We start from the raw sequence: 24,323 nt of genomic DNA, 5'->3' as shown, positions 1-24,323 counted from the left end.
AATGAATGGCCGGATATGGTCGATCGGGATGTTTGATCATGATGACCGCTCTGTTCCTATCCTTATTTGTCCGCCCACGGTTGAAACCGTGGGCTGTAGCCTGATTGGAGAAGGCCTGTCATATTGAATCAGGTAGTGGGACTATCGGTGAGCGTTGCAGTTGGCGCAATAGCCGACGGTTTTAACCGTGGGGAATGAATGGCCGGATATAGTGTCGAACGGGATGTTTGATCATAATGACCGCTCTGTTCCTATCCTTGTTTGTCCGCCCACGGTTGAAACCGTGGGCTGTAGCACGATTGGAGAAAGCTGTTCATATTGAAATCAGGTATTGGTACTATCGGTCATCGTTGCAGTTGGCGCAATAGCCCACGGTTTTAACCGTGGGGAATGAATGGCCGGATATAGTGTCGAACGGGATGTTTGATCATAATGACCGCTCTGTTCCTATCCTTGTTTGTCCGCCCACGGTTGAAACCGTGGGCTGTAGCACGATTGGAAGGCCTGTTCATATTGAACCAGGTTTGGGGCTATCGGTCATCGTTGCAGTTGGCGCAATAGCCCACGGTTTTAACCGTGGGGAATGAATGGCCGGATATGGTCGATCGGGATGTTTGATCATAATGACCACTCTGGTCCTATCCTTGTTTGTCCGCCCACGGTTGAAACCGTGGGCTGTAGCCTGATTGGAGAAGGCCTGTCAAATTGAAGCTCTGGTGAGTTTTTGATGAAGCCACCACAGTACCTGGAATACATGAGATTCTAAACACCGGCGATCAATCGCGAAACAGGTGAGATAACGATCGCTGTTCAACCATTCACGCCGATGCTGGGCATGAGCTATCCTTCAGCGGCTACTCATTTCAGATTTCTGATCGGGGCTATCGATGTTGACTTCGAAAACCCTCGAGCACAGCAAGTTCATCACCAGTAGCGCATCATTGCCTATCGACATGAACCTTGCCGCTGCCGTGAATCTCACAGCACAACTGCCTGCGGACAGTCCAAACTCGATCATCGTCGTCATGGGCATCCAGTTCGAGGACGTGGTGAATGGTGTGGCATATCCGCTTGCAGACAGTGAGCACAATACACTGGCAGTTATTGCAGTGTCGCAGGCCACAGAGTAAAAGTTATCGTTTTATCAGTATTCCGGGCCTTTCCCTTTCCAAAGGGATGATCGTTAAATGATCAATCAACACCCGCAGTAATACTGGCAGACATCTCAAATTGCACATCTCAAAGGCGTCGTTGAGTCGTAGGCATTAAACAGGGCAGCCACCTGATTGGCGATCGACAATCAGGCGGCTGCCCTCATTTTTCAACAGTAAATTTTGATTTAATGAAACCATTTTTTCAACGGTTACAACAGGACACGCCTCCTTTCTTCCGCACACTCCGAAATATTGGATTGTGTTTGGCAGCAGCAGGTACGACCATCGTTGCAGCTCCGATTGAATTGCCTTCTTTCATCGTCACAATTGCCAACTATCTTATCGTAGCTGGTAGCGTGGCAAGTGCGATAAGTCAGGCAACGGTGATGGAAGAAGATAAGTAGACTTATCCTAAAGCCATTGAGCATCATGATTCTACTGGATGCTCAATGGCTTCTTTTTATCAATTCATGAAGCACCTTCAAATTTGGCTGCTACTCTTTGATAAAACTTGGTCATTTCTCTCCAAATTCCGGATGCGACCATATCCCGATTGCAAGATCGAGTGATTACACTAAACGTACCTACAAACAACCTTTTCTCATTATGTTGCGGTCGCGTTGAATAACTGTACGTACCCGATAAACAAAATTTTGACCTTCATTGAATGTGATAACGTACGGGATCGCCATGTGCCAATCAAACATATTCCGGTACTCAAAATGCTATTTGAAGCCCAGTTCATAGTTTTATCGGTATTATTAACTTTCACATATTCTTTGTGAGCCGTCCTCGAAAAGGCCTTATTAAAAAATAACTTTTGAAGCCAATCAGCAAAACAATTATGCATGACTGATGGTAATTGAAAGATCTCTACCGATTACGAAAAACTGAGTCCATTCCTTCTATCATATTGATCGCAAAGTCAGGTGAAAATACTCCAACCTCCTTTATCCCATCTTCAAAATAAGTTGTTATTCCGAGATCGACACTGACAACCATTGTTTGCCCCTCAATATATACTTCTTTCCCAAATAGAGAAAAGTACTCAATAACCTGTTCGTAAGTTTTGCTTGAAAAAATGAAATCTTGGTGAATCGGGTTCAAGCTAATATGAGCACCTATGAACTTAGATAGGTGATTTAGAAACTCGACGGTTACAAAATCATCAAAGTATACCACCGAATGATCAGTCTTACCTTCGCCATTTACATTTTGAGCTAGTTCGCTTAAGTCCATCACAGATCGATTAAGCTTCCATTTTCCAATTTCTTGAAAGGGTAAAATTCTCAACATTATTTCATCAAAATTTTAAAGTACTGCCTCATTATTTCAACACCTTTATCTACGTCCTGAACGGTATAACCAGCAACTTCTAAAAGTTGTTTTCCTTGAGGAGAATTAACAACTGCTCTTATAAATCGCGCACTCCCATTTCGAAAGCCTCTTCTACTTTACCAGCCTTAATAAGTGCCAGTTCCGCTTTTCGATAGTTTCTAGCCGCTGTTACGCCACCAAATGACCCCGTTTTACTATGCACGGGAACTGGCAATTGAATGGCTGGCAATTCATCAGTTGCAATTCCAAGTCCCTCTCTCATTGAGGCTGCAGAAGGAATTTCATGTCTGTCCAATGTGGATGACAGTGGTATATCTCCTTTGCGGCCTGCCAATAAAGCACCCTCTTCCACTCCCTCTTCGAGCGTTGCAAGTCTGGATAGTGTTACTTCCGACATAGCTTGCGGGGATGGAGTTACCGGAATCCCTGTTATTTCAGCAACAATCAAAGGTATTCCTATTTGCGGCTGAAAAATAGCTATCCATGTTATTGCCGCAACCTTAATGGCGTTAATCCCTACCTTCCCCTCATATTGCTTCAGCTCATATAGATACTAATCAGTTCTTCCAAACTCTTTAGCTAATCGATACTCCATCGCATAGTTTGGCAGATAAGGCTCTAGTCCATCTTGATCAATTGCGTTGGGCACCTGATTTCCCGCAAACTGGTACGGAGCGTAATGATTATACTTATCAGCTAATCCGTCCTGTGAAATAAAACGCCCTATTTGATAATCGTAAAAACGATACTTATACTCATACATCTGAAGTCCAACCCCATCACTAAATTCTTCACTTTGCAGCTCCATGTTGTTGTACTTGATCTTATTCCCTGGCTCTCCGAAAGCTAAAGCCTTAGAATTGATCCCTGCCATGGTCAACCCGAACGGATAATAATGGCTCTCCTCCACCAACGCTCCCGGCGTATGCGTCACTACCAGATTATCAAAATAAACCGGCAGGTTACTCTCATTACTAACATAAATATACAAAAATCCATTTTTAGTGACCTGAACCGGTAAGTTAACAAACTTGGTATGAAGCTTATACCCGCCAAACTCCTTTACCGGTTCTGCATCCCCTGCGACGAATTTGAACTGGTCATCAAACAGGATCCAGTTTACAAATGCCCGTGCATTATTAGCCCCTTCGCTCAAACCTCCTAAATGAAGCGGGAGTAAGGAACTATTAGCTCCTGCTCCGCTAACGCCGGAAGTGGACACTCCGCTATGACCTGCTGCCGATATTATATTACTTTGTACAAATGACGTTAACAGCTCTGACAGCGTCATGGAAATCGAAGAGCCGGGGCTTCCGCCTCCGGGCATTGGGTAAAAGGATTCTGCTGATATCTTCACCTGGTCGCCACTCATTACCTTTAAAGTAACACCAAGGCCGGTCTTTTCTCCTGTCAGCCCTCCATGCACCCGGCAAACCTTGTTTTCGAAACTTGATTGTGATCCGGCACCAGCAGCCGTCTTATCGATACGCCTTGTATCAACAATGTCATAAACCTGGTTCTCGACCGCATATCGACCGCATATCGACCGTCTTCGACAGTCGCCGGAACGTAACAAATATTTTGTTGCTGATCGGTCAGCACCATCCTTACGTTACCCAGATGATCTTTGATGAAATAATCGAAAACAAACCGATCTGGCAAAACTGTGGGACAAGTGGATGGCGTTGATTTCACAAACCTGATCCGTCCATCGGATGTTCCTAAAAACTGCAGCTGATCATTTTCATATACGCTGCCGCCGATGTAAAGTGTTGTTGTTTTGCCGGGTTCGGTTACTGTTTTTCTGAGTTTTATACCGTTTGCGTCATAGGTATAACTGATACTGCCTTTGCCCGGCAGGGTAATTTGTGCCGGAAGATTCAGATGATTGTAGGTGATAGTGCTGATCCCTTTGTTATGATCAAGCGTAAGGTTTCCTCATGCGGACCCATCATTCCTTCATACATTTAACCATGGAATACATCTGGATCACCCTTGGCATCATCCTTTGTCTCGTCGCCGTGGCAGGCAGCATACTTCCCCTGCTCCCCGGCCCTCCCATTGCGTTCATCGGCCTGCTGATCCAGCAGTTGCGGGATCCTAATCCTTTTTCCACGCGCTTCCTTTGGATCTGGGCTGCCATAACTGTCGCCTCGCTCATACTGGATTATTTGATTCCGATCTGGGGAACCAAACGCTTTGGCGGTACCAAATACGGTGCCTGGGGATGCACGCTTGGCTTCGTGCTTGCCTTCTGGATGGGTCCGGTCGGTGTGATCGTTGGTCCTTTTCTCGGTGCTTTTGTTGGGGAGATGATCGGTGGGCAGAGTACGGACAGGTCTTTCAAGTCTGCGGTGGGCTCCTTTGTCGGGTTTCTGCTTGGCTCCTTTATGAAGATCGTGATATGCCTTTTTATGCTGTATTATGTTATTAAGAGTATTTGATAGTGCGTGGCGTAGGAGTATCGCAAAGTACGCTGAGAACCGCAATGGGCGCAAAGAGATCAGTCTTTGGCAAAGTATTCACTTGCGCCCTTTGCGGTTCCTTTGCGTTCTTTGCGATACTCCTACGCCACTCAACATCAAACTCTTTATCTTAACTTAGGCAAAGCTTAACAGACTTCACTATGGTAACTCCCCTTTTCAAGAAACTACGCATCCAGGAAAATGATACCCTGCTTACCATCAATGCTCCTTCCTATTTTAAAAAGTCATTCCCCGAACTTCCTTCCGGTGTATCTATCAGCACCACCGCTAAAAACTTCAACCAGGTACATTGGTTTGTAAAAGACCGTTCACAGATGGAAAAGGAACTCGGCAAAGTATTAAAGCTCATAAAAGACAACGTGACGATCTGGGCCTATTACCCGAAAGGCAGTTCAGGTATTCAAACCGATCTCACCCGTGACAAAGGTTGGGACAAGTTGCTGGCGGAAGATGAGAAACTCACCTGGGTCAGTCTTATCTCTTTTAATGACACATGGTCTGTATTTGGCTTCCGCCCGAAAACAACCAGCGATAAAAAGAAAAAAGCCGCCAAACCTGCGCAACGCGAGATCTTCAATTGGGTAAAAACTGAAACAAAAGAAGTAAAGCTGCCTGGTGAGCTCAGCGCTGCTTTCAAAAAGAACAGGGCACAGGCTGCGTTCTTTGAAACGCTTTCCTTCACCAACAAGAAAGAATACATCGAGTGGATCGTAACGGCAAAGCGTGAGGAGACTAAAGCAGAAAGAGTTGCCGGCACCATCGAACGGCTGGGGAAGAAATGGAAGAATCCCGCGAACCGGTAGATATCAGTATCGTTTAAATAATTTGTACTGGCGTAGGAGGATCGCAAAGGACGCAAAGAACCGCAAAGGCCGCCAAGGTATTCATTATTAAGAACGATATCTTAGCGAACTTTGCGGTTCTTTGCGATCCTCCTACGCCAGTACCCCATTCAAGCTACTAAACGGATCTTTCGGTACAAACGTAATGGTCATCGCTGTTCCCGATTTTGTATTCATTTCAAAACGACCTTCCAGATCTTCCGTCAACCCTTTGATCAGTTTTAACCCAAGACTCGTCGGCCGGCTCTTCTGCAAATCGGCAGAGATGCCGATCCCATTGTCACGTATCAGGAATACCAATTCACCTTCTTCCTTCCGATCCATCTCCACTTCGATGATCGCGCCATTTGTGCCATTGGGAAAAGCATGTTTGATCGAGTTGGTGATCGCTTCATTCAGGATCAGCCCAAGCGAGATCGCCTGTGACACATCCAGTTGGATCTGGATCAGCTTTAATACAAACTGAATTCCTTTTATATCCATACAATCCCGCAGATGATCCACCAGTTCCCGCAGGTAAACATCCATCTGCACTGAAGCAACATTTTCTGTCTGATACAATTTCTGATGCACGAGTGACATGGCATACACCCGGTTGCGGCTTACCTGGTTGGCCGATAATGCCTCACTGTCCAGGTAGTGCGACTGCGATTCAAGCAGGCTGATCACCGTTTGCAGATTATTCTTCACCCGGTGATGGATCTCTTTCAGCAACCAGTCCTTTTCCTCCACAAGTGACTGCTTTTGTTTGACCAGCTCTTCCAGCCGGGTATTTTTCTTGTCGATCAGTTTATTGGCAGCCTGTTTGGCCTTGAACTGGCGGTATAGCATCAGCAGCATGATCGCCAGTAATAATACAACCAGCAGGATAATATTACGCGTGAAAGTCGCATTTTCCAATCGCGATTGCCGGCTGGCATTATCACTTTGCAACTGATCGATATTACGCTGATTCACGGCAAGCTCTTTATCTCTTTCAGCAGCTGTTGCACTCATCGAGAGCAACCGGTTTTGTTTCTCCGTACTGTCTATCACAAACTTAAGCCTGGTCTCTCCGAATGCAGCGGCCTGTAAAGCTTGCTGTTTTTCCATCAGTTGGATCGTCTGTTCCTTGAATTGAATATCGCGTTTGATCTTTTCTGTTTGGTACTGGATGGTCAGCTCCTCAGCCTGCCGTGCTTTAGCACTGACGTTCAGTGAATCCGTCAGCTTTTTGGATACATGCAGGTGTGATAAGGCAGACGCCAGATCCCCCCGGGCGGAATCAACACGATAGGCAAACTGGTGAACTTCTGCTATATTATAGACAGACCATGCTTCAGGCTGTGAAAGGCTTTTTTCGATAGCTGTCTTTGCCTTATCAAATTGCTTCGTGGAAAAATAACGTTCCGCATAAGCACGGTCGATCGCCACACCATAGTCTGATCCGGCGTTGACCCGCAGGGCCTGTGCGAGACAGCTATCAACGATCGCGTATTGCCTGAATACGATGTTAAGCCGGGCAGATGCCAGCCTTTGCAGAATGTACGCCTCGTTTTCTTTGGGTGAAGGGATCAGTTGATATGCTTCGTCATACAACCGCCTGGCTTCTTCTGGTCGTTGGAGAGTGAGCAGATGATCGATCATCCCGCGTGTAGAGAACCAGAATCCGACCTCCTGTTTTTGCCTGAAGCATTCCTGCTGGGCGATCCGGAAGAATTCAATACTCTTTTCAAGGTCACTCAGCATCCAGTACATCCGGGCAATATGCAGGTAGATAGACGTTTTGTAAAGCGTGTAGCCGGTGAAATCCAGGTGCCTGATCCCGTCCAGACCGATCTGGACTGCTTTGTTCAGGTATCCCCTCCATTCATTGATCAGCATCAGGTGCAGGTATGGAAACGATGCATGCTCTGACCGTAGACGACTGGCGATCCTTACCACTTCTGTGAACTTCTCTTCCGCCTTGTCAGCATCCCCTGACCTGAGATAAACATATGCCAGTTGATTCAACCCATTCACACGTCGGGTCAGATCCTTTGCTCCCTGGCTGAGCTCTATGGACAGCCTGGCATATTCAACGGATTTTGAAGCATCCCGCGGACAGAAGTATCCATCGTTGTAATGCCGGCTGATGTTGCGGGCCACTTCTGCTTTGAGAGAGTCTTTGGTGGAAAGAAGCATCTGCTCCATCGCCTGCACTTTTCCGGTGGCATAGAGAGCTTCGATCTTCAACATGCCTGCTTCATGGAATTCCCTGGCCATCTTGTTTTTACCAGCTATCGCCATCGCCTGTTCGGCGTGGCGTATAGCAAGCCCTGCCTGCGGAGATGTGTCGCCAAATTCCGGGCGCTGGGCGGTTGCCTTTGCAAGTAGTGACCGTACCCTGGCAGCCGCGGTTTCCTGGCAGAAAAGATCAGCGGTGATGGTCAGAAAGAATAAGAGGAGGATGCATCTCATAAGCAGAGCACAAAATACGAATTCAGGCAGTTATTCTGCAAAGAGCGCCGGTGACCGTAATTGTACAAATTAAGCTGATTGTTGTCGCGTCTGGCGTAGGAGTACCGCAAAGTGGGCAAAGCAACCGCGAAGTACGCTAAGTTATCTTAGTGCCCTTCGCGGTTCCTTTGTGCCCTTTGCGATGCATCCACAGCTTCCGCAGTTTGGAAACACCTTACCCCGTTTTGGAAACATTCCATTCCCGTCCCTGCGCCAATTTTACATCACAATCATTAAACAAAACAAAATGAAAAAGACAATCTTTATCACCGGTGCGTCAGCAGGATTAGGAAAAGCAACAGCAAAATTATTCCAGTCAAATGGCTGGAATGTGATCGCCACCATGCGGAACACCGCTCAGGAAACAGAATTAAGTCAACTGGATAACGTAACGCTCCTCCCCCTGGATGTCACTGATCTCACACAGATCCAGTCTACGGTTGAAAAAGCAATCGCTCTTCATGATATCGATGTGGTATTCAATAACGCAGGTTACGGACTAATGGGTGCACTGGAAGCGATCAGCGATGAAAAGATCGTTCGCCAGCTTGATACAAACCTGCTTGGCGTGATCCGTGTGACGCAGGCTTTTATTCCCTATTTCAGAAAAAGAGGCAATGGTTTATTCATCACCACAACTTCAATCGGTGGTATTTTCGGATTCCCCATCAGTTCCATTTACCATGCAACAAAATGGGCACTGGAAGGATGGAGCGAAAGCATGTCATTTGAATTAGGGAAATTCAATATCGGGATCAAAACTGTTGCACCCGGAGGTATTGTAACTGATTTCGCAGGAAGATCACTTGATATGAACAGTCATCCTGATTACCTGTCCATCGAAACAAAGATGTTCGAAAGCTTTGAACAGATGATGCACAACGCATCTACAGCTGAACAGATCGCCGATGTAGTGTACGAAGCTGCGACTGATGGTAAGGACCAGGTGCGTTATGTTGCAGGTAATGATGCCAATGCGATGTATGCGAGACGCCTGGAGATCGGAACCGAAGCATCCCGCCAGGAAATGCGTACACTGTTCCTGGGTTAGAACAGCATACAGCTTAACCAGGCGGCACCGGTTGATGATTCACCATAATCATCGACTTAGAGGTTGTCGATGGCGTAAGGTTCCTGCCGATCAACACAGATGAATGTTCGCAGATGTGCAGATGATAGCTGCTGATTGCAGCCGTCATCATGCGCTGCGTAAGCAGCTGCATTGATCTGCGGGAAGCTACGCCAGGTGTCCGAAAAGATCTCCTTTCGTTTCAGGGCTATTGTGTCTCAACGACCAGGGTCTGCTGAACCGATCGCTTATCGTACATTCGTAAAGAATTATTACCATGCATGTCATCAGTACCATAGCAGAATTTCATAAGATCCTCTCTTTACCCGCTCCCCTGCATCCGCTGGTCAGCGTGATCCATGTAGAAGATATGAGGCCCGTTCACAGTGATATCTGGGCGCAGTTTGTATCAAACTTCTATCATGTATCGCTGAAGAAAGATGTGCAGGCGAGGATCAAGTATGGTCAGCAATACTATGATTTTGACAAAGGAACCATGACCTTTATTGCGCCCAAACAGGTGCAATCGATCACGGCAGACGAAGCCCGCGAGTTTGAAGAAAAATGCGGTAAGGGATACGTGCTGATGTTTCATCCCGACTTTCTCGGCAATCACAACCTGGCAACCGATATCAAAAACTACGGGTTCTTTTCCTACGCTGTGCATGAAGCACTTCACCTTTCCGAGCGTGAAGAGAAGAACATGGTAGATATATTTGAAAAGATCGAATCAGAGTACCAGCACATCGATCGTCATACACAGGATATCATTTTATCGCAGATCGATCTGCTGATGAGTTACAGTATTCGCTTTTATGAAAGGCAGTTCATCACCCGCAAAGTCGTGAACAATGATCTCGTTACGCGGATGGAACAGTTACTCAGTGATTATTTTGACAAAGAAGAGCCCCTTACAAAAGGACTTCCGAATGTTGAGCATTTCGCCAAGAAGTTAAATCTCTCGGGGCATTACCTGAGTGATATGCTCAGAACGCTTACCGGCCAGAGCGCGCAACATCATATTCACGAGAAAGTGATCAATAAGGCAAAAGAGTATCTAAGCTCCAGCAAACTGACCGTTGCAGAGATCGCGTACCAGTTGGGGTTCGAATACCCGCAGTCATTCAACAAGCTGTTCAGGAAGAAAATGGATATGTCACCGTTGGAATTCAGGCAGTCTTTCAATTGAAAGATTGCGGACAAAGGGGCTGAAGATAAAGTGTGAAGGTTTCATGATTTACTAGTCGGAAAGCAAACAGGGATGAGAAACCTCCAAAACTTTTAAATCATTGTACGTTCAATCAAACCTTAGCAATAATTTCACTATCCTCCCCTCCTGTTTTCTTATTTTTATGCCAGGTAAAGCCAGTTAAAAAAGATCCGCATGAAAGAAAAATGTTTGGCTCTGTTTGTTTTTTTCGCAGCATTTCTTGTTTCCTGTTCACATAAGATCCGCCCGGAGAGGCCTTCCCTTACGGCAACTGATTTTAAGCTTGATTCACTTCCTTACTCGGAGATCAATATTCCTGTTCAGATCAACCTGCAGCCCCTTTATGCCCTGGCGGAAAAGCAGGTTGACACATTATTTACGTCACCCAACTATCCCAATGGCTGGGTGCAGCCATCCTGCGATACCCGCTATAAATATTCATTCAGACGCGGGCCTTTCAAAATGAAGGCAGCTGGCACTGCATTGAGCCTGTCATTCACTGGTTTCTATAAGATCATTGGTTCCAGCCGGGGCTGCGTTGCCGGTGCCGCGGTTACGCCGTGGACAGCACCCTGCCGCTGCGGCTTTGATGAACCAGAGCGTCGTGTGAACGTGTCATTTAATAATTCCATGGTCCTGCAGCCGGATTACCGCCTGAAACTATCCATCAGGCGAAATGAACCGCAGGCACTGGACAAATGTGAAGTTTGCTTCTGGGGACAGGATGTGACCAAACAGGTCATGAAAGGCCTGAAAGATGAGCTTGATACGACCAAAGCGGTAATGGAGCGGACGTATGGAAATGTCGATCTCCGCCCGCAATTCCAGCTGCTCTGGGATCAGCTTTCCAAAGCGTATAACATTTATGAAATGGGCTGGCTGCAGATGAATCCGCAGAAGATCCGGGTGAACAATCTGTATGCAAAAGATGATTCCCTGTATGTGAATCTCGGGCTGGCAGCAAGGCCGGTGGTCAGCTTCGAAAAACCTTCCACAGAATCTTCCAGGGTTCCTAATATGGGAGAGCTCGGGCGACAGCGTGGCTTCGCGATCTTTTTGGATGCGACACTTAACTACGACTCTTTAAGCTCCATCATTAATGAACAATTAGTAAATAAAGAATTTGATTTCAATAAAGGTCCCGTTAAAAAGAAGTTTGTTATCAAAGATGTAAAGCTCTCCGGTGCAGGGAATGAGAAGATCATCATCAAAATCGATTTCGGGGGAACAGACAATGGTACGCTGTATCTTACCGGAAAACCGGTCTATACTAAAGAAACCCATATCCTCGAAGTAAAGAATATCGACTTTGATATCTACTCAAAAGATGCGCTGCTGAAAACTGCTGAGTGGTTATTTAACCGAAGGATCATCAACGAAGTTGCCAAACAAACACGTTTCGATCTTAATACATACATCGACTCCGCAAAGGTTCAGATCAACCAGCAATTGAACCGTGAACTGATCAAAGGTGTGAGCAGCAAGGGAAAGATTGACGATATTCAACTGATCGGTATTTACCCGCTTGGCAAAGCACTTGTGATCCGCAGCAATTGCAGCGGTGAATTAGCGATAAAAGTGGATTCGATCGATTTTAGTCTTTGATCTCCTCGGGCGGAGTACTGATCTTGAAGGAGAAATTCCGCTGCGCGATATAACTTGTTACCACCACCACAAATACAGTGAATACCTGTGCGATCACCGGGTAGATATGGAAGTATTCCACCAGGATCTTCAACATGATGTAGTTCAGCGCGAGGTTGAACAGGCAAACCATGAAATACCGGAAAAACTGCTTTGAAGCAGGAATATCAGAATCGCTGAATACGATAAATTTCATCAGCAAAAAGCCAAACAGCACGTTGAAGATAAAAGAGAAGATCAGGGCAGCTACGTGCGCTTTCATGGCATAGAAGCCAAAGTCGAAGGTTTGCTCCCGAAGGATATATTTAAAAGAAACAAAATAGATCAGAAAGCCGCAAAGCATGTTCAATCCACCGCAGACGGCATATCGGAACGTTTGCAGGTTCATGATCTTCTTGAACGGCGGGTGAAAAAAGTCAATCAGGGGTAGTAAAAGGCCCGTGGCGCTGTTAATTTGTTTCTTCATCGGCGTAAAAATATTACAAGTTCTGGATTTGCAGACTATAAAGGACACAAACTTAATATCAGATCTTACCTTCGGACGGATATCTTAGCGCCCTTCGCGGCTACTTTGCGTTCTTTGCGATACTCCTACGCCAGCATCCATGACTATCGCAAAGAGCGCCAGGAGCCGCAATGGACGCAAAGAGGGTCTTTCTTTCGGACGGATATCTTAGCGCCCTTCGCGGCTACTTTGCGTTCTTTGCGATACTCCTACGCCAGCATCCATGAGTATCGCAAAGAGCGCCAGGAGCCGCAATGGGCGCCAAGAGGGGCTTTCTTCAGGGCGAATGTCTTAGCGCCCTTCGCGGTTACTTTGCTTTCTCTGCGATACTCTCCACCTGAATCCTTGCATCTCTTTGTAAGATAACCCCTTACTTTTCATATTTTTGCAGCCAAAACAACCACGGATGGGCATTGTAAAGCAGGTAAAACCATTGATTGTAAAGGCTCTGAGCGATTTATACAGCTATGAGACCACCGAAAATGAACTTACCATTAATATCACAAAACCAGAATTCGAAGGCGATTATACCCTGGTCCTTTTTTCTTTTGTAAAACAGCTAAAGAAATCTCCGGAAGCACTCGGTAAGGAGATCGGTGAATACCTGATAGCCAATAATGCAGAACTTTTCACGGCGTTCAATGTGATCAAGGGATTTTTAAACCTGACCATTGCAGATGCATACTGGCAGAACTTCCTATTGTCGGCACATGCCGACCCGAATCACGGCCGCAAACAGGCCTCTGGCAAGAGTGTTGTCGTTGAATATTCTTCCCCTAACACGAATAAGCCGCTTCACCTCGGACACCTGAGGAACAATTTTCTTGGCTGGAGTGTGGCGCAATTGCTGAAAGAAACAGGTTTTGACGTGGTTAAAACAGCGATACTGAACGACCGCGGCATCCATATCTGCAAATCCATGGTGGCCTGGCAAAAATTCGCCAACGGTGCCACACCGGATTCAACGGGTATAAAGGGTGATCATTTCGTGGGCGATTACTACGTTCTTTTCGGTGTTGAACAGAAAAAGGAAATGGAGCCGCTGATGGCTGGTGGAATGTCAAAAGAGGATGCCGAGAAGAACGCACCGCTCATGCAGGCAGCACAGAAAATGCTTCTTGACTGGGAAAACGGTGACCCGGAAGTACGCAATCTCTGGGAAAAGATGAACGGCTGGGTATATGAAGGATTTAATGAAACATATGCCAAGATCGGTAGTGATTTTGACAAGAATTACTTTGAAAGCGAAACATACCTGCTCGGAAAAGAGTTCGTGGAAGAAGGATTACAAAAAGGCGTGTTCTATAAAAAAGAAGATGGCAGTGTCTGGATCGATCTTACGGCAGATGGTCTTGATGAAAAACTGGTATTGAGAAAAGACGGCACTTCTGTATATATCACACAGGACCTCGGCCTGGCTGATGAAAAGTTCAAAGAGTTCCATTATGATCAAAGCATCTATGTGATCGCAGACGAACAGAACTATCATATGAAAGTGCTTAAGCTGATCCTGCAGAAACTGAACAAGCCTTATGCAGATGGGATCTATCACCTCAGCTATGGTCTTGTAGAGCTTCCTACCGGAAGAATGAAAACCCGTGAAGGCACTGTAGTGGATGCGGATGATATCATTGAAGAACTCAAAAAGGTGGCCCGCGAAAAAACGGAGGAACTGGGAAAAGTGAAAGACTTCAACCCGGGTGAGTTAAATGAATTGTATGATACGATTGCACTCGGTGCGTTGAAGTTCTTCTTACTTCGCGTTGATCCTAAAAAGAAGATGGTGTTCAATCCGGAAGACAGTATCGACTTCCACGGATTTACGGGACCGTTCATTCAATACACGCACGCGCGGATCAAATCTATTTTACGGAAGGAAATTCCCGGACCCGCAGCCGCAAAAGCATCTGTGGATCTATTGCCAAAAGAAAAAGAATTGGTTGTATTGCTGGAACAATACCCATCAGTGGTTGAGCAGGCCGCTAATGAACACAACCCATCTGCTATAGGATTGTATGTCTACGATGTTGCAAAAACATTCAGTTCTTTCCTCAATGATCATTCTGTATTGCACGCAGATTCAGAAGAAAAAAAGCAAGTACGTCTTCAGATCAGCATGCTTGCAGGAAATGTGATCTCGGCAGGAATGGCATTGCTGGGAATAAGGGTGCCGGAAAGAATGTAACAAATTTCCTGCACTCTCTTTCGACCCTAAGCCCGAAAGAGAGTGCAGGAAATGACCTTGACACAGTTTAGATTACACTCCGTGCTATGAGATACTTTGCGCACTCTGCGGTTTCTTGGGTGCTTTGCGATACTCCTTCGCCATTCCATTTAAGCGACCTGCAGCTGTAACACTACCCTAAGCACGATGAATTCCGCAGGCCTGACGGTTGCCAGACCCATTTCAATGATCAGCTTTCCCTGAAGGATATCATTTGCCGTCATCGTTGAGTTCAATCCCACACGTACATAGAAAGCATGCTCCGGTTTGCTTCCCTGCAAAGCACCCTGCCGCCATAGACTTATCAGGTAGTTCTCGATCTGCGCTTTCAGTTTCACCCAGGTATTTGCATCATTGGGTTCAAATACTGCCCATTGAACAGAACGTTCAACCGATTGCTCTATCATGATGAACAGACGTCGAACCGGTACGTACCTCCATTCATTGTCATTCCCCGCGAGTGTACGCGCGCCCCAGACAATAGCATTACCACGACCAGTGAAAAAACGGATAGTATTGATCGATTTTCCGGATACGGGATCTATATTCAATCCATCCTGCTCGCCGGTGGGTATAGTTAGTTCAACTCCCATCACTTCATTAATATCAATATTTGCGGGAGCTTTCCATACTCCTCTAGCATTATCTGTCTGTGCGTAGATGCCGCATATTGCAGGAGAGGCAGGAAATAAGACCGGGTAACTGGCTATTGCCGCGATCAATGCATTATTATCCGGGTGGTAGTGCTGTTTCAATGACGCAAGCGTTTTTTGCTCACCGGAGGCGAGGCTGATCCTGATCTGATCATCATTATACAAAGCTGTCAGGTTTATTTTCAGTCGCGGGAAATAAACCGCCCCGAATTGCAGTGCCTTCAAATCGCTGGTGACCGAACTTCTGAACAGATCAACATCGTCTTTCCACTTCTTACTCTGGCGGAATATATCCGCCACCAGTATTCGAGATCGTAGTGAAGCGCATTGAGCTAATGCCTGATCACATAAAGAATAATAGTCTCCGGCATCCGCTAAAGCAAGGGCATCAGGGAAATTCAATAAAGAGATCCTGTCAGATTTCCCCGCCTCTTCCAGTCCCTTTAACAATGCGGCAAGTTCGGGGGCCGATCCGGTGAGATCTCCTACGGAAATAACGCAACATCTCGCTCCCCCATTGGCGAAATACAAACGCACGGCATGATACAAACAAAAGCCGGCGGTATTGGTAGTCTCCACACTCCCATCCGCTTTGACCGCAACCTGCCTGATCTGATCAGGCTTTCCAAAATGCAGTTGCAATTCTGCCAGGGAACTCAGTTCAACTGATGTGACGACCACTTCGCCCGCATCATTTCTTTGTGCAACTGGTGTATAACCGATAAAGGCCGTGAATGCAGTTTCTACAGATTCAACAGAAGGCGGAAGCCTGGACACTTCTTCGATATAGACGCCGGGAGTTTTATAAACAGCCATTTCTTTTTTATTACGGGGGTGAACAAGTTCCCTTAAGGTACAATGTTTTCAGCTGATGTGGTTTTGATGAGAGGAGGCAGGTGGGGAGGTTTGAAAGTTTAGTAGTTTAAAAGTTTAAGAGTTTAAGAGTTTAAAAGTTTGAAGGGTTTCATAGATTCTAAGGTTCCATAGGTTTCACAAGTTCTAAGGGTTTATAGGTTTCACTAGTTCTAAGGTTTCTGGGTTGGTATCTCGCAAAAGGTTTGGTAGTGGACGGGGGGCTATGGGTTATTGGGGGTTTAGCTCATGATCCAATCACCCGCCGCGCGCGCCGGCCAGAAATGGGCATACGACAGCAACCGCATTGCTGCGTTTGACCGTCGTCGCCCACTTTTCAATTGTATCATTTCACAATTCCTATCTCATTCTTCCTTTTTTGATCATAGATGCAATAAAAAAACGCACCGCCCTTTTCAGGACTGCCCTCCTCCACCAGTCCTGAAAATGACGGTGACTAAGAAATTTCTCTGTTGTAAATATCGCATTAGGCAAAAGGGAATCCATGGGAAAAACACAGGATCTCCCGGGAAAATAACGGAAGTATGGCGATGAATAGACGATGGTAATAGAAGCGGAATAACTTCGCCGACTTTTCAATCTGATCCTTATTTTCCGGGGAAAGCCTGCCTTGAAAAAAAATCTACACTGATCAGTGTACTCCTCTGAGAATATATCTGCGACCAAAAGATTATTGCTGTTGCGCAGCAATGATGCAACTGCCAATAGGCAGCAAAGAAAAAGCGTCTGAGAAGATCCCAGACGCCTGATAGTGTAAAATATTGTTTGGTCCAGACTTACAGTCCGCCTGGCATTTGTTTCTTCTGTTTTAAAGAAGCAAGGCTTGGGTCCATTTCAATTGCCTTATCACACAATTGCTGTCCTTTATCCTTTTCTCCTTTTTTCTGATAGCACATACCGATCATGTACAAGGCAGATGCATTTTGTTTGTCATATGCAAGCATCTGATCCCAGTAATCCATTGCTTCTACGTATTTGCCCTTGAAGTAGTAAGCTTCAGCCAGCATATTCAGAATGTTCATATCGCTTGGTCTTTTACGCAGGATCTCTTTGATGATCGCAACACCCTGTTCGAGATCGCCGGCATTCAGATAGGCAATACCAAGGTTCTCCAGGTAATCATTGTCGCGTTTGTAACCTTTCTCTCCGGCGAGCAGGATGTATTTCAGTGCATTCTTATCTTCATGCATAGCGTAGTAGATCAAACCAAGCTCATACATCCAGTTGTTCTTGGAAGGATCAAGCTCAACGGCTTTGACAAAGAATGGAATACTTTGCTTATAGTTCTGCATATCTGCATAGCTGCGCGCGATCATATAAGGCACTTCGGCATTGGTTGGATCTTCTTTGGCAGCGATAGTGAGATGTTTCAGCGCTTCACCATAGTTCTCCTGGTCATAGCTTACTTTTCCGATAAAGAAGGCCACCTTCTCAGATGGATCAGCCTGTTTCAGTTTACCTGCATACATGATCACATCATCCTGCTGACGCAGGTTATAGGAAAGATTCATTAACTGTTTATAGGTAGCGGGTGAATTATCACCAAGCTCATTCAGCTTCTTATAGTGTTCGCGTGATTGTGGATATTTACGGAGATCAAACGTAGCGAGCGCAAGTTCAGCAATGATCTCCTTATTGTTGCGATCATAGGCGACAGCCTTTTCAAAATTTTTGAGGGATTCCAGCTTGCGGCCATTCGTCTTTTCTTCTATGCCTTTCTGGAAAAAATAATTAGCACTATCAGACGGAGCGTCTGAAGGTTGGGCTGCAGCTGTCAAACTGCAAAACAGACCCAATACGGGTAGGGTTTTTAGGATCATTGGGAGTATGGATTTTAATAGTAAGTCGTCGGATTTCGAACAATTCAACTGCCTCTCGGCACCTGAGCTAACGCTAAAATAGATCATTTATTTGATAATTAAAGCCCCTAATGGGGGCAAATTTATCAGGATCCGATATCTTAACGAGTCTTTATCAACCAATTCTGACCGGATCTGCGGGTTGAAAACATCACCTGTTCCCCAGAACTGTTGATTATCACTATTAAAGAGCTCTTGCGAGTAGGACTTCCCCTCAACGTATATCTCCCAGTCGCGTCTTACAACCGGCGTCATATTAAGAATAATCAGCAGATCATCTTCTTTATTTTTTCCACGGCGGCGAAAACTCAGTACAGATTCCTGCCGGTGGTTCAGATCCACCCAGTCGAACCCTTGCGGATCGAACTGTAGTTCGTGCAGAGCTGGTTCTGCTTTCAGCAGTTCATTCAGCGCCTGCACACAATCCTTCAATTTACGGTGTGGATCATGCTGGAGCAGCGGCCAGTTCAATTCAGATTTGTAGTTCCATTCAGTGGTCTGGCCAAATTCATTACCCATAAAGAGCAGTTTGGCTCCCGGGTGGGTCCACATATAGGCGTATAATAGCCGGAGATTAGCAAACTTCTGCCATTCATCTCCCGGCATCTTATAGACCATTGGGCTTTTCCCGTGTACCACTTCGTCATGGCTCAGGGGCAGCATGAAATTCTCATCATAATAGTACATGAGGCTGAAGCCGAATTTATCCTGTGCGCCTGCGCGCTGCAGGGGGTCGAGTTTGAAATAGTCGAGCGTATCATGCATCCAGCCCATCATCCATTTCATTCCAAATCCGAGTCCGCCATTCCAGGTTGGGCGTGTGATCCCTGGCCAGTCTGTTGCTTCTTCTGCGATGGTCTGTACATCCGGAAAATCGCGATAGATCGTTTCATTAAGATCTTTTAGAAAAGCAATGGCTTCAAGATTACCGTCACCACCATATTCATTAGGCTCCCACTCTCCTTCTTCCCTTGAATAATTCAGCTTTAGCATGGAGCTGACCGCATCCACACGGATCCCATCGATATGAAACAGTTCCAGCCAGAAACGTGCGCTGCTGATCAGGAATGATTTTACTTCACCGCGTTTGTAGTTGAAAATATAACTATTCCAGTCGGGATGAAATCCTTTACGCATATCTGCGTATTCATACGTATGCGTTCCGTCGAACATAAAGAGTCCATGCGCATCATATGGGAAATGTGAAGGTACCCAGTCAAAGATCACACCGATCCCTTCCCGGTGGAAGGCATCGATCAGGCGCATCAATCCCTGCGGATCTCCAAACCGTGATGTGGCCGCGAAAAAGCCGATGCACTGATATCCCCAGCTTCCATCGAAAGGATGCTCCATCACCGGCATGAACTCGACATGTGTAAACCCCATTTCCTTTACATACGGAACAAGCAGTTCACACATCTGGTCATAAGTGTTATATCGTTCTTCGTCACCGGCATCGGGGCGCTGCCAGCTGGCAAGATGCACTTCATAAACACTCCAGGGGGCATTCAGCGCATTATGCTTTTGGCGTTGCTGCATCCATTCCTGATCATTCCAGTCGAAATGCAGATCCCAGGTGATAGAAGCTGTATATGGCCGCCGCTCCCAAAAATTGGCGAGCGGATCTCCTTTTTCAATTTCCCGACCTTCGAATCCAGTGATATGATATTTATAAGCTTCTCCGAGTTTGAAGCCAGGGATAAAACCTTCCCAGATCCCGCTGTTATCCCACCGTGGTCTTAACGGAAACTGGTGCGGTTTCCAGTCATTAAAATGACCGATCACGGATACTTTAGTGGCATTCGGTGCCCAAACCGCAAAATACATTCCCCAGACATTGTTTACTTCCACGGAATGAGACCCGAACTTTTTGTAGATCGAATAATTGGTTCCGTTCTGAAAGTTATTGACATCCTCATCTGTCAGCATGGAATAATTCCATACAGGGTTACCCGTATCCACAAAATGTGTTTCCTCGTATTTATCTTTCTGATTCGACAATGGAAATATTTTTTCGTTAAATTCTTTTGTTTTTCTGTTACTGATCCTTCTCTTAAATCCATTTACAGGATGGTCCTGAAACAATTTATATGGATTATCCTGGTTTATGCGTCTGAGAACAACTTACGTCTTTTTATTGAAATATTAACAGCGCCGAAAGGATTCCATCCGCGATTAACAACCGGAAATCAGCATTTTTGCGTCGTTCATATAAATATTGCATATAGTACCCTGACGTATCAATATTTTGCACCCAACCAAAAACCGCCATGAGAGCCTTACTACTCGTAACACTTGTTTGCTTTACGCAATTCGCTTTTTCACAGACTTCATCTATCAAAGGGAGTGCCCGTGACACATTAGAGAAGAAAAATCTTTCTAATGCGGTCATTAGTTTATTACGACCTGCTGATTCCACACTCGTGAAATTTTCCCGGACCAACGCAAATGGAGTATTTAACATCGGTAACCTTGAAGGTGGTGAGTATATTATGCTTGTCACTTTCCCCAAGTTTGCTGATTATTCTGACAGGATCAAACTCCCTGCCGGAGAGGAGCTGAATCTTGGCGCTATACCGCTTACACCCAAAAGTCAGCTTTTATCTGAGGTGATCGTTCGTGCGAACAATACCATCCGGGTAAAGGGTGATACCACAGAATTTACAGCAGACAGCTTCAAGGTGCGCGAAGGTGCAACGGTGGAAGAGCTGCTGAAAGTTATTCCGGGCATGTCTGTGAACAGCAAAGGTGAAGTGACGGCGCAGGGAAAACGCGTTGACAAAGTGCTGGTGGATGGTGAAGAATTCTTTGGTGCAGACCCTACCATTGCCACGCAAAACATCGGGGCAAAAGCCGTTGACAAAGTGCAGGTCTATGAAACCAAATCTGAAGCAGATCAGTTAAAAGGCATCGGAGCTTCGGGAGATGGAAATAAGACCATTAATATTAAGCTGAAAGAAAGCGCGCGAAAGGGATACTTTGGACGGATTGAAGGCAGTACAAACTTTGATAACCTGAACAATGGAAAAGTTATGTTCAACAGGTTCAAAGGAAGCAAGAAGTTCTCTGTGTACGGAACGAAAAGCAATATCAGTACAGGGAGTCTTGGCTGGGAAGACCGCAACAAGATGGGTATTGAAGACGACTATGAATATGACGAACTGATGGGCTATTATTATAGTTATGGCGATGGTGACAGTGAGTTTAACGATTGGTCACTCCGTGGTTTGCCCAATGCATATACTGCGGGAGCTTTATTTGGCGACAAATGGAGAGAAGATAAGAACAAGTTGAATCTGTCTTATCTCTACAACAGGCTTGGTACGACCAATACCACGATCACGAATTCTCAAACCCTGCTGGAAGACACGACTTTCTTTAACAACTCAACGTCTTCAAGTAAAGGGCTTTCCCAGCAACATTCGGTGAATGGCAAATACGAATGGAAGCTCGATTCACTTACTTCATTTAAATACACGGCTGCTGGTTCTTATCGCCTCAAAGACAATCAGACTGTCAGCTATAGTGAAGCACTTGATGAGAACAATCAGTTTGTAAACACCAACGACCGTACAAACACCGGCAGCTCCAGCAAAAAGCAGCTGGACAACGTGTTTACCTACAAACAGCTTTTCAAGAAAAAGAACCGCCAGTTACTCACTACCCTGCGACTTGGTTTGATCGAAGATGAGTCTGATAACCTGTTGCAATCTACTACCCGTTTTTATAAAAACGGCCTGGTTGATTCTACAGATTTGATCGATCAGCAAAAGATCAATACCGGTAATTCTACCACTTACGGAGCAAAAGTTACCTTCAATGAGCCTTTAAACAACGAATGGAACCTTGTAACAGAATACAGCTTTAACAAGAATGTTTCTGAATCACGCCGGAACAGTTATGACAGAGGTTTTGATGGAAAGTATACAGAATACAACCAGACATTCAGTAACAATTTCGATCTTGATGCAACATCTAACAGCGGAAGCCTTCTCGCCCGTTACCAGGGGAAAAAGCTGAGAATGGCATTTGGTTCCGGACTGTCGGCCATACAGCTGAACATGAAGAATCTCGATAACCAGACAAAGAACAAATATAATTTTACCGGTTTCACTCCTACTGTGCAGTTCGGTTATAACCTGAAAACGCAAACGCGCATTGGCGTCACGTACCGTGGAAATACAGTGCAGCCTTCCCTGAGCCAGCTGCAGCCATTGCCGAACAACAGTGACCCGCTGAACATTTATATTGGTAATCCCGACCTTAAAGTTGGTTTCAACCACAATATCAATATCAACTATAATGACTATAAAGTATTGAGCGGAAAGTATACTTACATGGGTTTAGGCGCTACGTTCAATGATAATGCTATTACGCAATTCAGTACAGTCGATTCCTTTGGCAAGAGAACTTACAATCCGATCAACGTTGACGGTGGTTACAACTATTACCTGTATGGCGGTTGGAACTCTGGTCAAAGTCCTAAAAAACTAAATCATGAGATCAGACCTGAGATCAACGGAGGCCGCAATGTAAACTTCATCAATGGTCAGCGTAATATGAACACGTATGGTACTTACGGACTGACTTATACAGTGAACTACAACTTCCCGGAAAAATTCAATTTCAACATTGGACCATCCATTACCAGGAATATCTCCAAATCATCACTCAGGCCGACTGCCAATAATAACTACTGGAGCTATGGCGGCCGTGCATACGCTTATGTGAAGCTTCCATGGAACCTGGAGCTTGACTCTGATGCGGATTTCAACCTTCGCCAGAAAACTCCAGCTTTCTCCAATAATGTAAACATCATTGTATGGAATGCCAACCTGTACAAGAAGTTCCTGAAAGATAAGTCGCTTCGTATCGGCGTGGTTGCGCATGATCTTCTTAACAAAAACATTGGTTTTGACAGAACGATCAACAGTAACTTTATCAATGAGCAGCGTTATGACCGTCTTGCACGCTACTTCCTGCTTTCTGTAAACTGGACGTTCAACAAAATGCCCGGCAGCAATTAATTACAACCAATCCTAATCGTTTAAAAATGACTAAGCGTATTTATATAACCGTTCTTGCTGCAACATTCGGCTTTGGCGTAAAAGCCCAGCAGATCTTCCTGGATAAAGTAAGCATAGATTTTGCAAAAACTGTTTCAGTGTGGCCACTGATCAAAGAGATCGAGCCTCAATGGTATGAACAGGCAAAGGACAATATGCCGAAGGAAACGGTCAGCTATTTCAACTTTACAAGCGACGGAAATAAGTCGGTGTACAAGCGCGTCAAAGAAGCGGAGATCCCCAAAGGCATGTGGTGGGAGCCGTTTGCTGATCAGAATGTGATCTTCAATGATTATGATGCGGGTACAACCATTTCCCAGAAACCTGTATTTGAGGAAACCTTCCTGGTGACGGATAGCCTGGCGAAGATCAAATGGAAGATCACTCCCGATACACGTGTGATCGCCGGGTTTGAATGCCGCAAAGCAATCGGGATCCTGTTTGATACAGTTGCAGTATTTGCCTTCTATACAGACGAGATCAAGGTAACCGGTGGTCCTGAAAGTACAAATGGTTTGCCCGGGATGATCCTTGGCGTTGGTATTCCAAGACTGCATACAACCTGGTTTGCCACAAAAGTACAGGCACTGGGTGCTGTTGAACCTAAAGCCCTCGCTCCTGCAACAAAGGGAAAGAAAGCCAATAAGAAAGAGTTGCTGACATTATTGGATAAAGCGCTCAGCCAGGGTCAGGAATGGGGAAAGAAGATGGTGCTAGCATTTGTGATATAACGATATGAAGTTGAAAATACCGACGGCCCCGGACTCGCTTCGGGGCTGTTTCGTTTTCCGACGCAAGGCCTGACCCGCGTCAGATCGTCTCCCTGTTTGGAGAGGGCCTCCTCTCAATAATATACACCCACTACCCTTCAATATCCTTTATCTTTCTCGCCGGGTTACCTCCCACAATTACATTCGCGGGA

Annotated in this window: 18 protein-coding genes; 10 read left to right on the top strand and 8 right to left on the bottom strand. The window is 45.6% G+C overall.

The annotated features are described in order from the left end of the window. Positions 1 to 887: 887 nt before the first annotated feature. A complete protein-coding gene (locus LZZ85_RS04775; protein ID WP_237868981.1) occupies positions 888 to 1,130 on the top strand; it encodes a hypothetical protein in 243 nt (80 codons plus the stop codon). Positions 1,131 to 1,342: 212 nt separating this feature from the next. Continuing rightward, the gene (locus tag LZZ85_RS04770) at positions 1,343 to 1,558 is read left to right on the top strand and encodes a hypothetical protein (protein WP_237868979.1); all 216 of its coding nucleotides are present in this window, start codon (positions 1,343 to 1,345) and stop codon (positions 1,556 to 1,558) included. 469 nt (positions 1,559 to 2,027) lie between these two features. Here the strand turns inward: LZZ85_RS04770 and LZZ85_RS04765 are convergent, their stop codons facing one another. The 3 genes from LZZ85_RS04765 to LZZ85_RS04755 form a co-directional block, all read right to left on the bottom strand. Further along, the gene (locus tag LZZ85_RS04765; RefSeq protein WP_237868977.1) at positions 2,028 to 2,450 is read right to left on the bottom strand and encodes a hypothetical protein; all 423 of its coding nucleotides are present in this window, start codon (positions 2,448 to 2,450) and stop codon (positions 2,028 to 2,030) included. Positions 2,451 to 2,568: 118 nt separating this feature from the next. Next, complete coding sequence (locus LZZ85_RS04760) at positions 2,569 to 2,940, bottom strand: hypothetical protein (protein WP_237868975.1); 372 nt, start codon at positions 2,938 to 2,940, stop codon at positions 2,569 to 2,571. A 105-nt stretch (positions 2,941 to 3,045) separates the two neighbouring features. Next, positions 3,046 to 4,068: an RHS repeat domain-containing protein gene (locus LZZ85_RS04755; protein ID WP_237868973.1), complete on the bottom strand. Its 1,023-nt coding sequence runs from the start codon at positions 4,066 to 4,068 to the stop codon at positions 3,046 to 3,048. Between the two features lie 397 nt (positions 4,069 to 4,465). Here LZZ85_RS04755 and LZZ85_RS04750 point away from each other — a divergent pair, with 397 nt between their 5' ends. Then, positions 4,466 to 4,936, top strand: coding sequence for a DUF456 domain-containing protein (locus LZZ85_RS04750; protein WP_237868971.1), 471 nt, complete (start codon positions 4,466 to 4,468; stop codon positions 4,934 to 4,936). Positions 4,937 to 5,118: 182 nt separating this feature from the next. Next, complete coding sequence (locus tag LZZ85_RS04745; protein WP_237868969.1) at positions 5,119 to 5,781, top strand: YdeI/OmpD-associated family protein; 663 nt, start codon at positions 5,119 to 5,121, stop codon at positions 5,779 to 5,781. 132 nt (positions 5,782 to 5,913) lie between these two features. Here the strand turns inward: LZZ85_RS04745 and LZZ85_RS04740 are convergent, their stop codons facing one another. Then, positions 5,914 to 8,259: a tetratricopeptide repeat-containing sensor histidine kinase gene (locus tag LZZ85_RS04740; RefSeq protein ID WP_237868967.1), complete on the bottom strand. Its 2,346-nt coding sequence runs from the start codon at positions 8,257 to 8,259 to the stop codon at positions 5,914 to 5,916. 286 nt (positions 8,260 to 8,545) lie between these two features. Here LZZ85_RS04740 and LZZ85_RS04735 point away from each other — a divergent pair, with 286 nt between their 5' ends. The 3 genes from LZZ85_RS04735 (at position 8,546) to LZZ85_RS04725 (ending at position 12,182) form a co-directional block, all read left to right on the top strand. Continuing rightward, entirely contained in the window at positions 8,546 to 9,349 is an 804-nt protein-coding gene (locus LZZ85_RS04735; protein WP_237868965.1) for an SDR family oxidoreductase, read from the top strand. Between the two features lie 295 nt (positions 9,350 to 9,644). Continuing rightward, positions 9,645 to 10,556 carry a helix-turn-helix domain-containing protein gene (locus tag LZZ85_RS04730; protein WP_237868963.1) on the top strand — a complete coding sequence of 304 codons (912 nt, stop codon included), beginning with the start codon at positions 9,645 to 9,647 and terminating at the stop codon, positions 10,554 to 10,556. Positions 10,557 to 10,751: 195 nt separating this feature from the next. Continuing rightward, entirely contained in the window at positions 10,752 to 12,182 is a 1,431-nt protein-coding gene (locus tag LZZ85_RS04725) for a DUF4403 family protein (RefSeq protein ID WP_237868961.1), read from the top strand. Here the strand turns inward: LZZ85_RS04725 and LZZ85_RS04720 are convergent. Further along, the gene (locus LZZ85_RS04720) at positions 12,172 to 12,687 is read right to left on the bottom strand and encodes a GtrA family protein (RefSeq protein ID WP_237868959.1); all 516 of its coding nucleotides are present in this window, start codon (positions 12,685 to 12,687) and stop codon (positions 12,172 to 12,174) included. The genes LZZ85_RS04725 and LZZ85_RS04720 overlap by 11 nt on opposite strands. 445 nt (positions 12,688 to 13,132) lie before the next feature. Here LZZ85_RS04720 and argS point away from each other — a divergent pair, with 445 nt between their 5' ends. After that, positions 13,133 to 14,911: an arginine--tRNA ligase gene (gene argS, locus LZZ85_RS04715; RefSeq protein WP_237868957.1), complete on the top strand. Its 1,779-nt coding sequence runs from the start codon at positions 13,133 to 13,135 to the stop codon at positions 14,909 to 14,911. A gap of 149 nt (positions 14,912 to 15,060) precedes the next feature. On the opposite strand, the gene LZZ85_RS04710 is transcribed toward argS, so the two are convergent. From LZZ85_RS04710 to glgB, 3 genes are all read right to left on the bottom strand, one after another. Beyond that, positions 15,061 to 16,419, bottom strand: a complete 1,359-nt coding sequence (locus LZZ85_RS04710) for a phage tail sheath family protein (RefSeq protein WP_237868956.1) — start codon at positions 16,417 to 16,419, stop codon at positions 15,061 to 15,063. Positions 16,420 to 17,252: 833 nt separating this feature from the next. Continuing rightward, a complete protein-coding gene (locus LZZ85_RS04705; protein WP_237868954.1) occupies positions 17,253 to 18,296 on the bottom strand; it encodes a tetratricopeptide repeat protein in 1,044 nt (347 codons plus the stop codon). Between the two features lie 87 nt (positions 18,297 to 18,383). After that, on the bottom strand, positions 18,384 to 20,336 hold the full coding sequence (glgB, locus tag LZZ85_RS04700) for a 1,4-alpha-glucan branching protein GlgB (RefSeq protein WP_237868952.1): 1,953 nt from the start codon (positions 20,334 to 20,336) through the stop codon (positions 18,384 to 18,386). A gap of 269 nt (positions 20,337 to 20,605) precedes the next feature. On the opposite strand from glgB, the gene LZZ85_RS04695 reads away from it, so the two are divergent. Then, the gene (locus LZZ85_RS04695; protein WP_237868950.1) at positions 20,606 to 23,362 is read left to right on the top strand and encodes an outer membrane beta-barrel protein; all 2,757 of its coding nucleotides are present in this window, start codon (positions 20,606 to 20,608) and stop codon (positions 23,360 to 23,362) included. Between the two features lie 26 nt (positions 23,363 to 23,388). Continuing rightward, on the top strand, positions 23,389 to 24,132 hold the full coding sequence (locus tag LZZ85_RS04690) for a GLPGLI family protein (protein ID WP_237868948.1): 744 nt from the start codon (positions 23,389 to 23,391) through the stop codon (positions 24,130 to 24,132). Positions 24,133 to 24,323: the final 191 nt, after the last annotated feature.

Source organism: Terrimonas ginsenosidimutans (genome assembly GCF_022012415.1).
GTDB lineage: Bacteria > Bacteroidota > Bacteroidia > Chitinophagales > Chitinophagaceae > Terrimonas_A > Terrimonas_A ginsenosidimutans.
Note: the sequence above shows the minus strand (reverse complement) of the source record. Positions and strands in the feature narration are given on the sequence as shown.

Excerpts from the sequence above, each read along its gene's own strand:
- LZZ85_RS04730 (WP_237868963.1), top strand. The coding sequence starts at position 9,645 with ATGCATGTCATCAGTACCATAGCAGAATTTCATAAGATCCTCTCTTTA.
- LZZ85_RS04710 (WP_237868956.1), bottom strand. The coding sequence starts at position 16,419 with ATGGCTGTTTATAAAACTCCCGGCGTCTATATCGAAGAAGTGTCCAGG.
- LZZ85_RS04705 (WP_237868954.1), bottom strand. The coding sequence starts at position 18,296 with ATGATCCTAAAAACCCTACCCGTATTGGGTCTGTTTTGCAGTTTGACA.
- LZZ85_RS04745 (WP_237868969.1), top strand. The coding sequence starts at position 5,119 with ATGGTAACTCCCCTTTTCAAGAAACTACGCATCCAGGAAAATGATACC.
- LZZ85_RS04740 (WP_237868967.1), bottom strand. The coding sequence starts at position 8,259 with ATGAGATGCATCCTCCTCTTATTCTTTCTGACCATCACCGCTGATCTT.
- LZZ85_RS04750 (WP_237868971.1), top strand. The coding sequence starts at position 4,466 with ATGGAATACATCTGGATCACCCTTGGCATCATCCTTTGTCTCGTCGCC.
- LZZ85_RS04690 (WP_237868948.1), top strand. The coding sequence starts at position 23,389 with ATGACTAAGCGTATTTATATAACCGTTCTTGCTGCAACATTCGGCTTT.
- LZZ85_RS04725 (WP_237868961.1), top strand. The coding sequence starts at position 10,752 with ATGAAAGAAAAATGTTTGGCTCTGTTTGTTTTTTTCGCAGCATTTCTT.
- LZZ85_RS04775 (WP_237868981.1), top strand. The coding sequence starts at position 888 with ATGTTGACTTCGAAAACCCTCGAGCACAGCAAGTTCATCACCAGTAGC.
- LZZ85_RS04770 (WP_237868979.1), top strand. The coding sequence starts at position 1,343 with ATGAAACCATTTTTTCAACGGTTACAACAGGACACGCCTCCTTTCTTC.
- LZZ85_RS04765 (WP_237868977.1), bottom strand. The coding sequence starts at position 2,450 with ATGTTGAGAATTTTACCCTTTCAAGAAATTGGAAAATGGAAGCTTAAT.
- argS (WP_237868957.1), top strand. The coding sequence starts at position 13,133 with ATGGGCATTGTAAAGCAGGTAAAACCATTGATTGTAAAGGCTCTGAGC.
- LZZ85_RS04720 (WP_237868959.1), bottom strand. The coding sequence starts at position 12,687 with ATGAAGAAACAAATTAACAGCGCCACGGGCCTTTTACTACCCCTGATT.
- LZZ85_RS04695 (WP_237868950.1), top strand. The coding sequence starts at position 20,606 with ATGAGAGCCTTACTACTCGTAACACTTGTTTGCTTTACGCAATTCGCT.
- LZZ85_RS04735 (WP_237868965.1), top strand. The coding sequence starts at position 8,546 with ATGAAAAAGACAATCTTTATCACCGGTGCGTCAGCAGGATTAGGAAAA.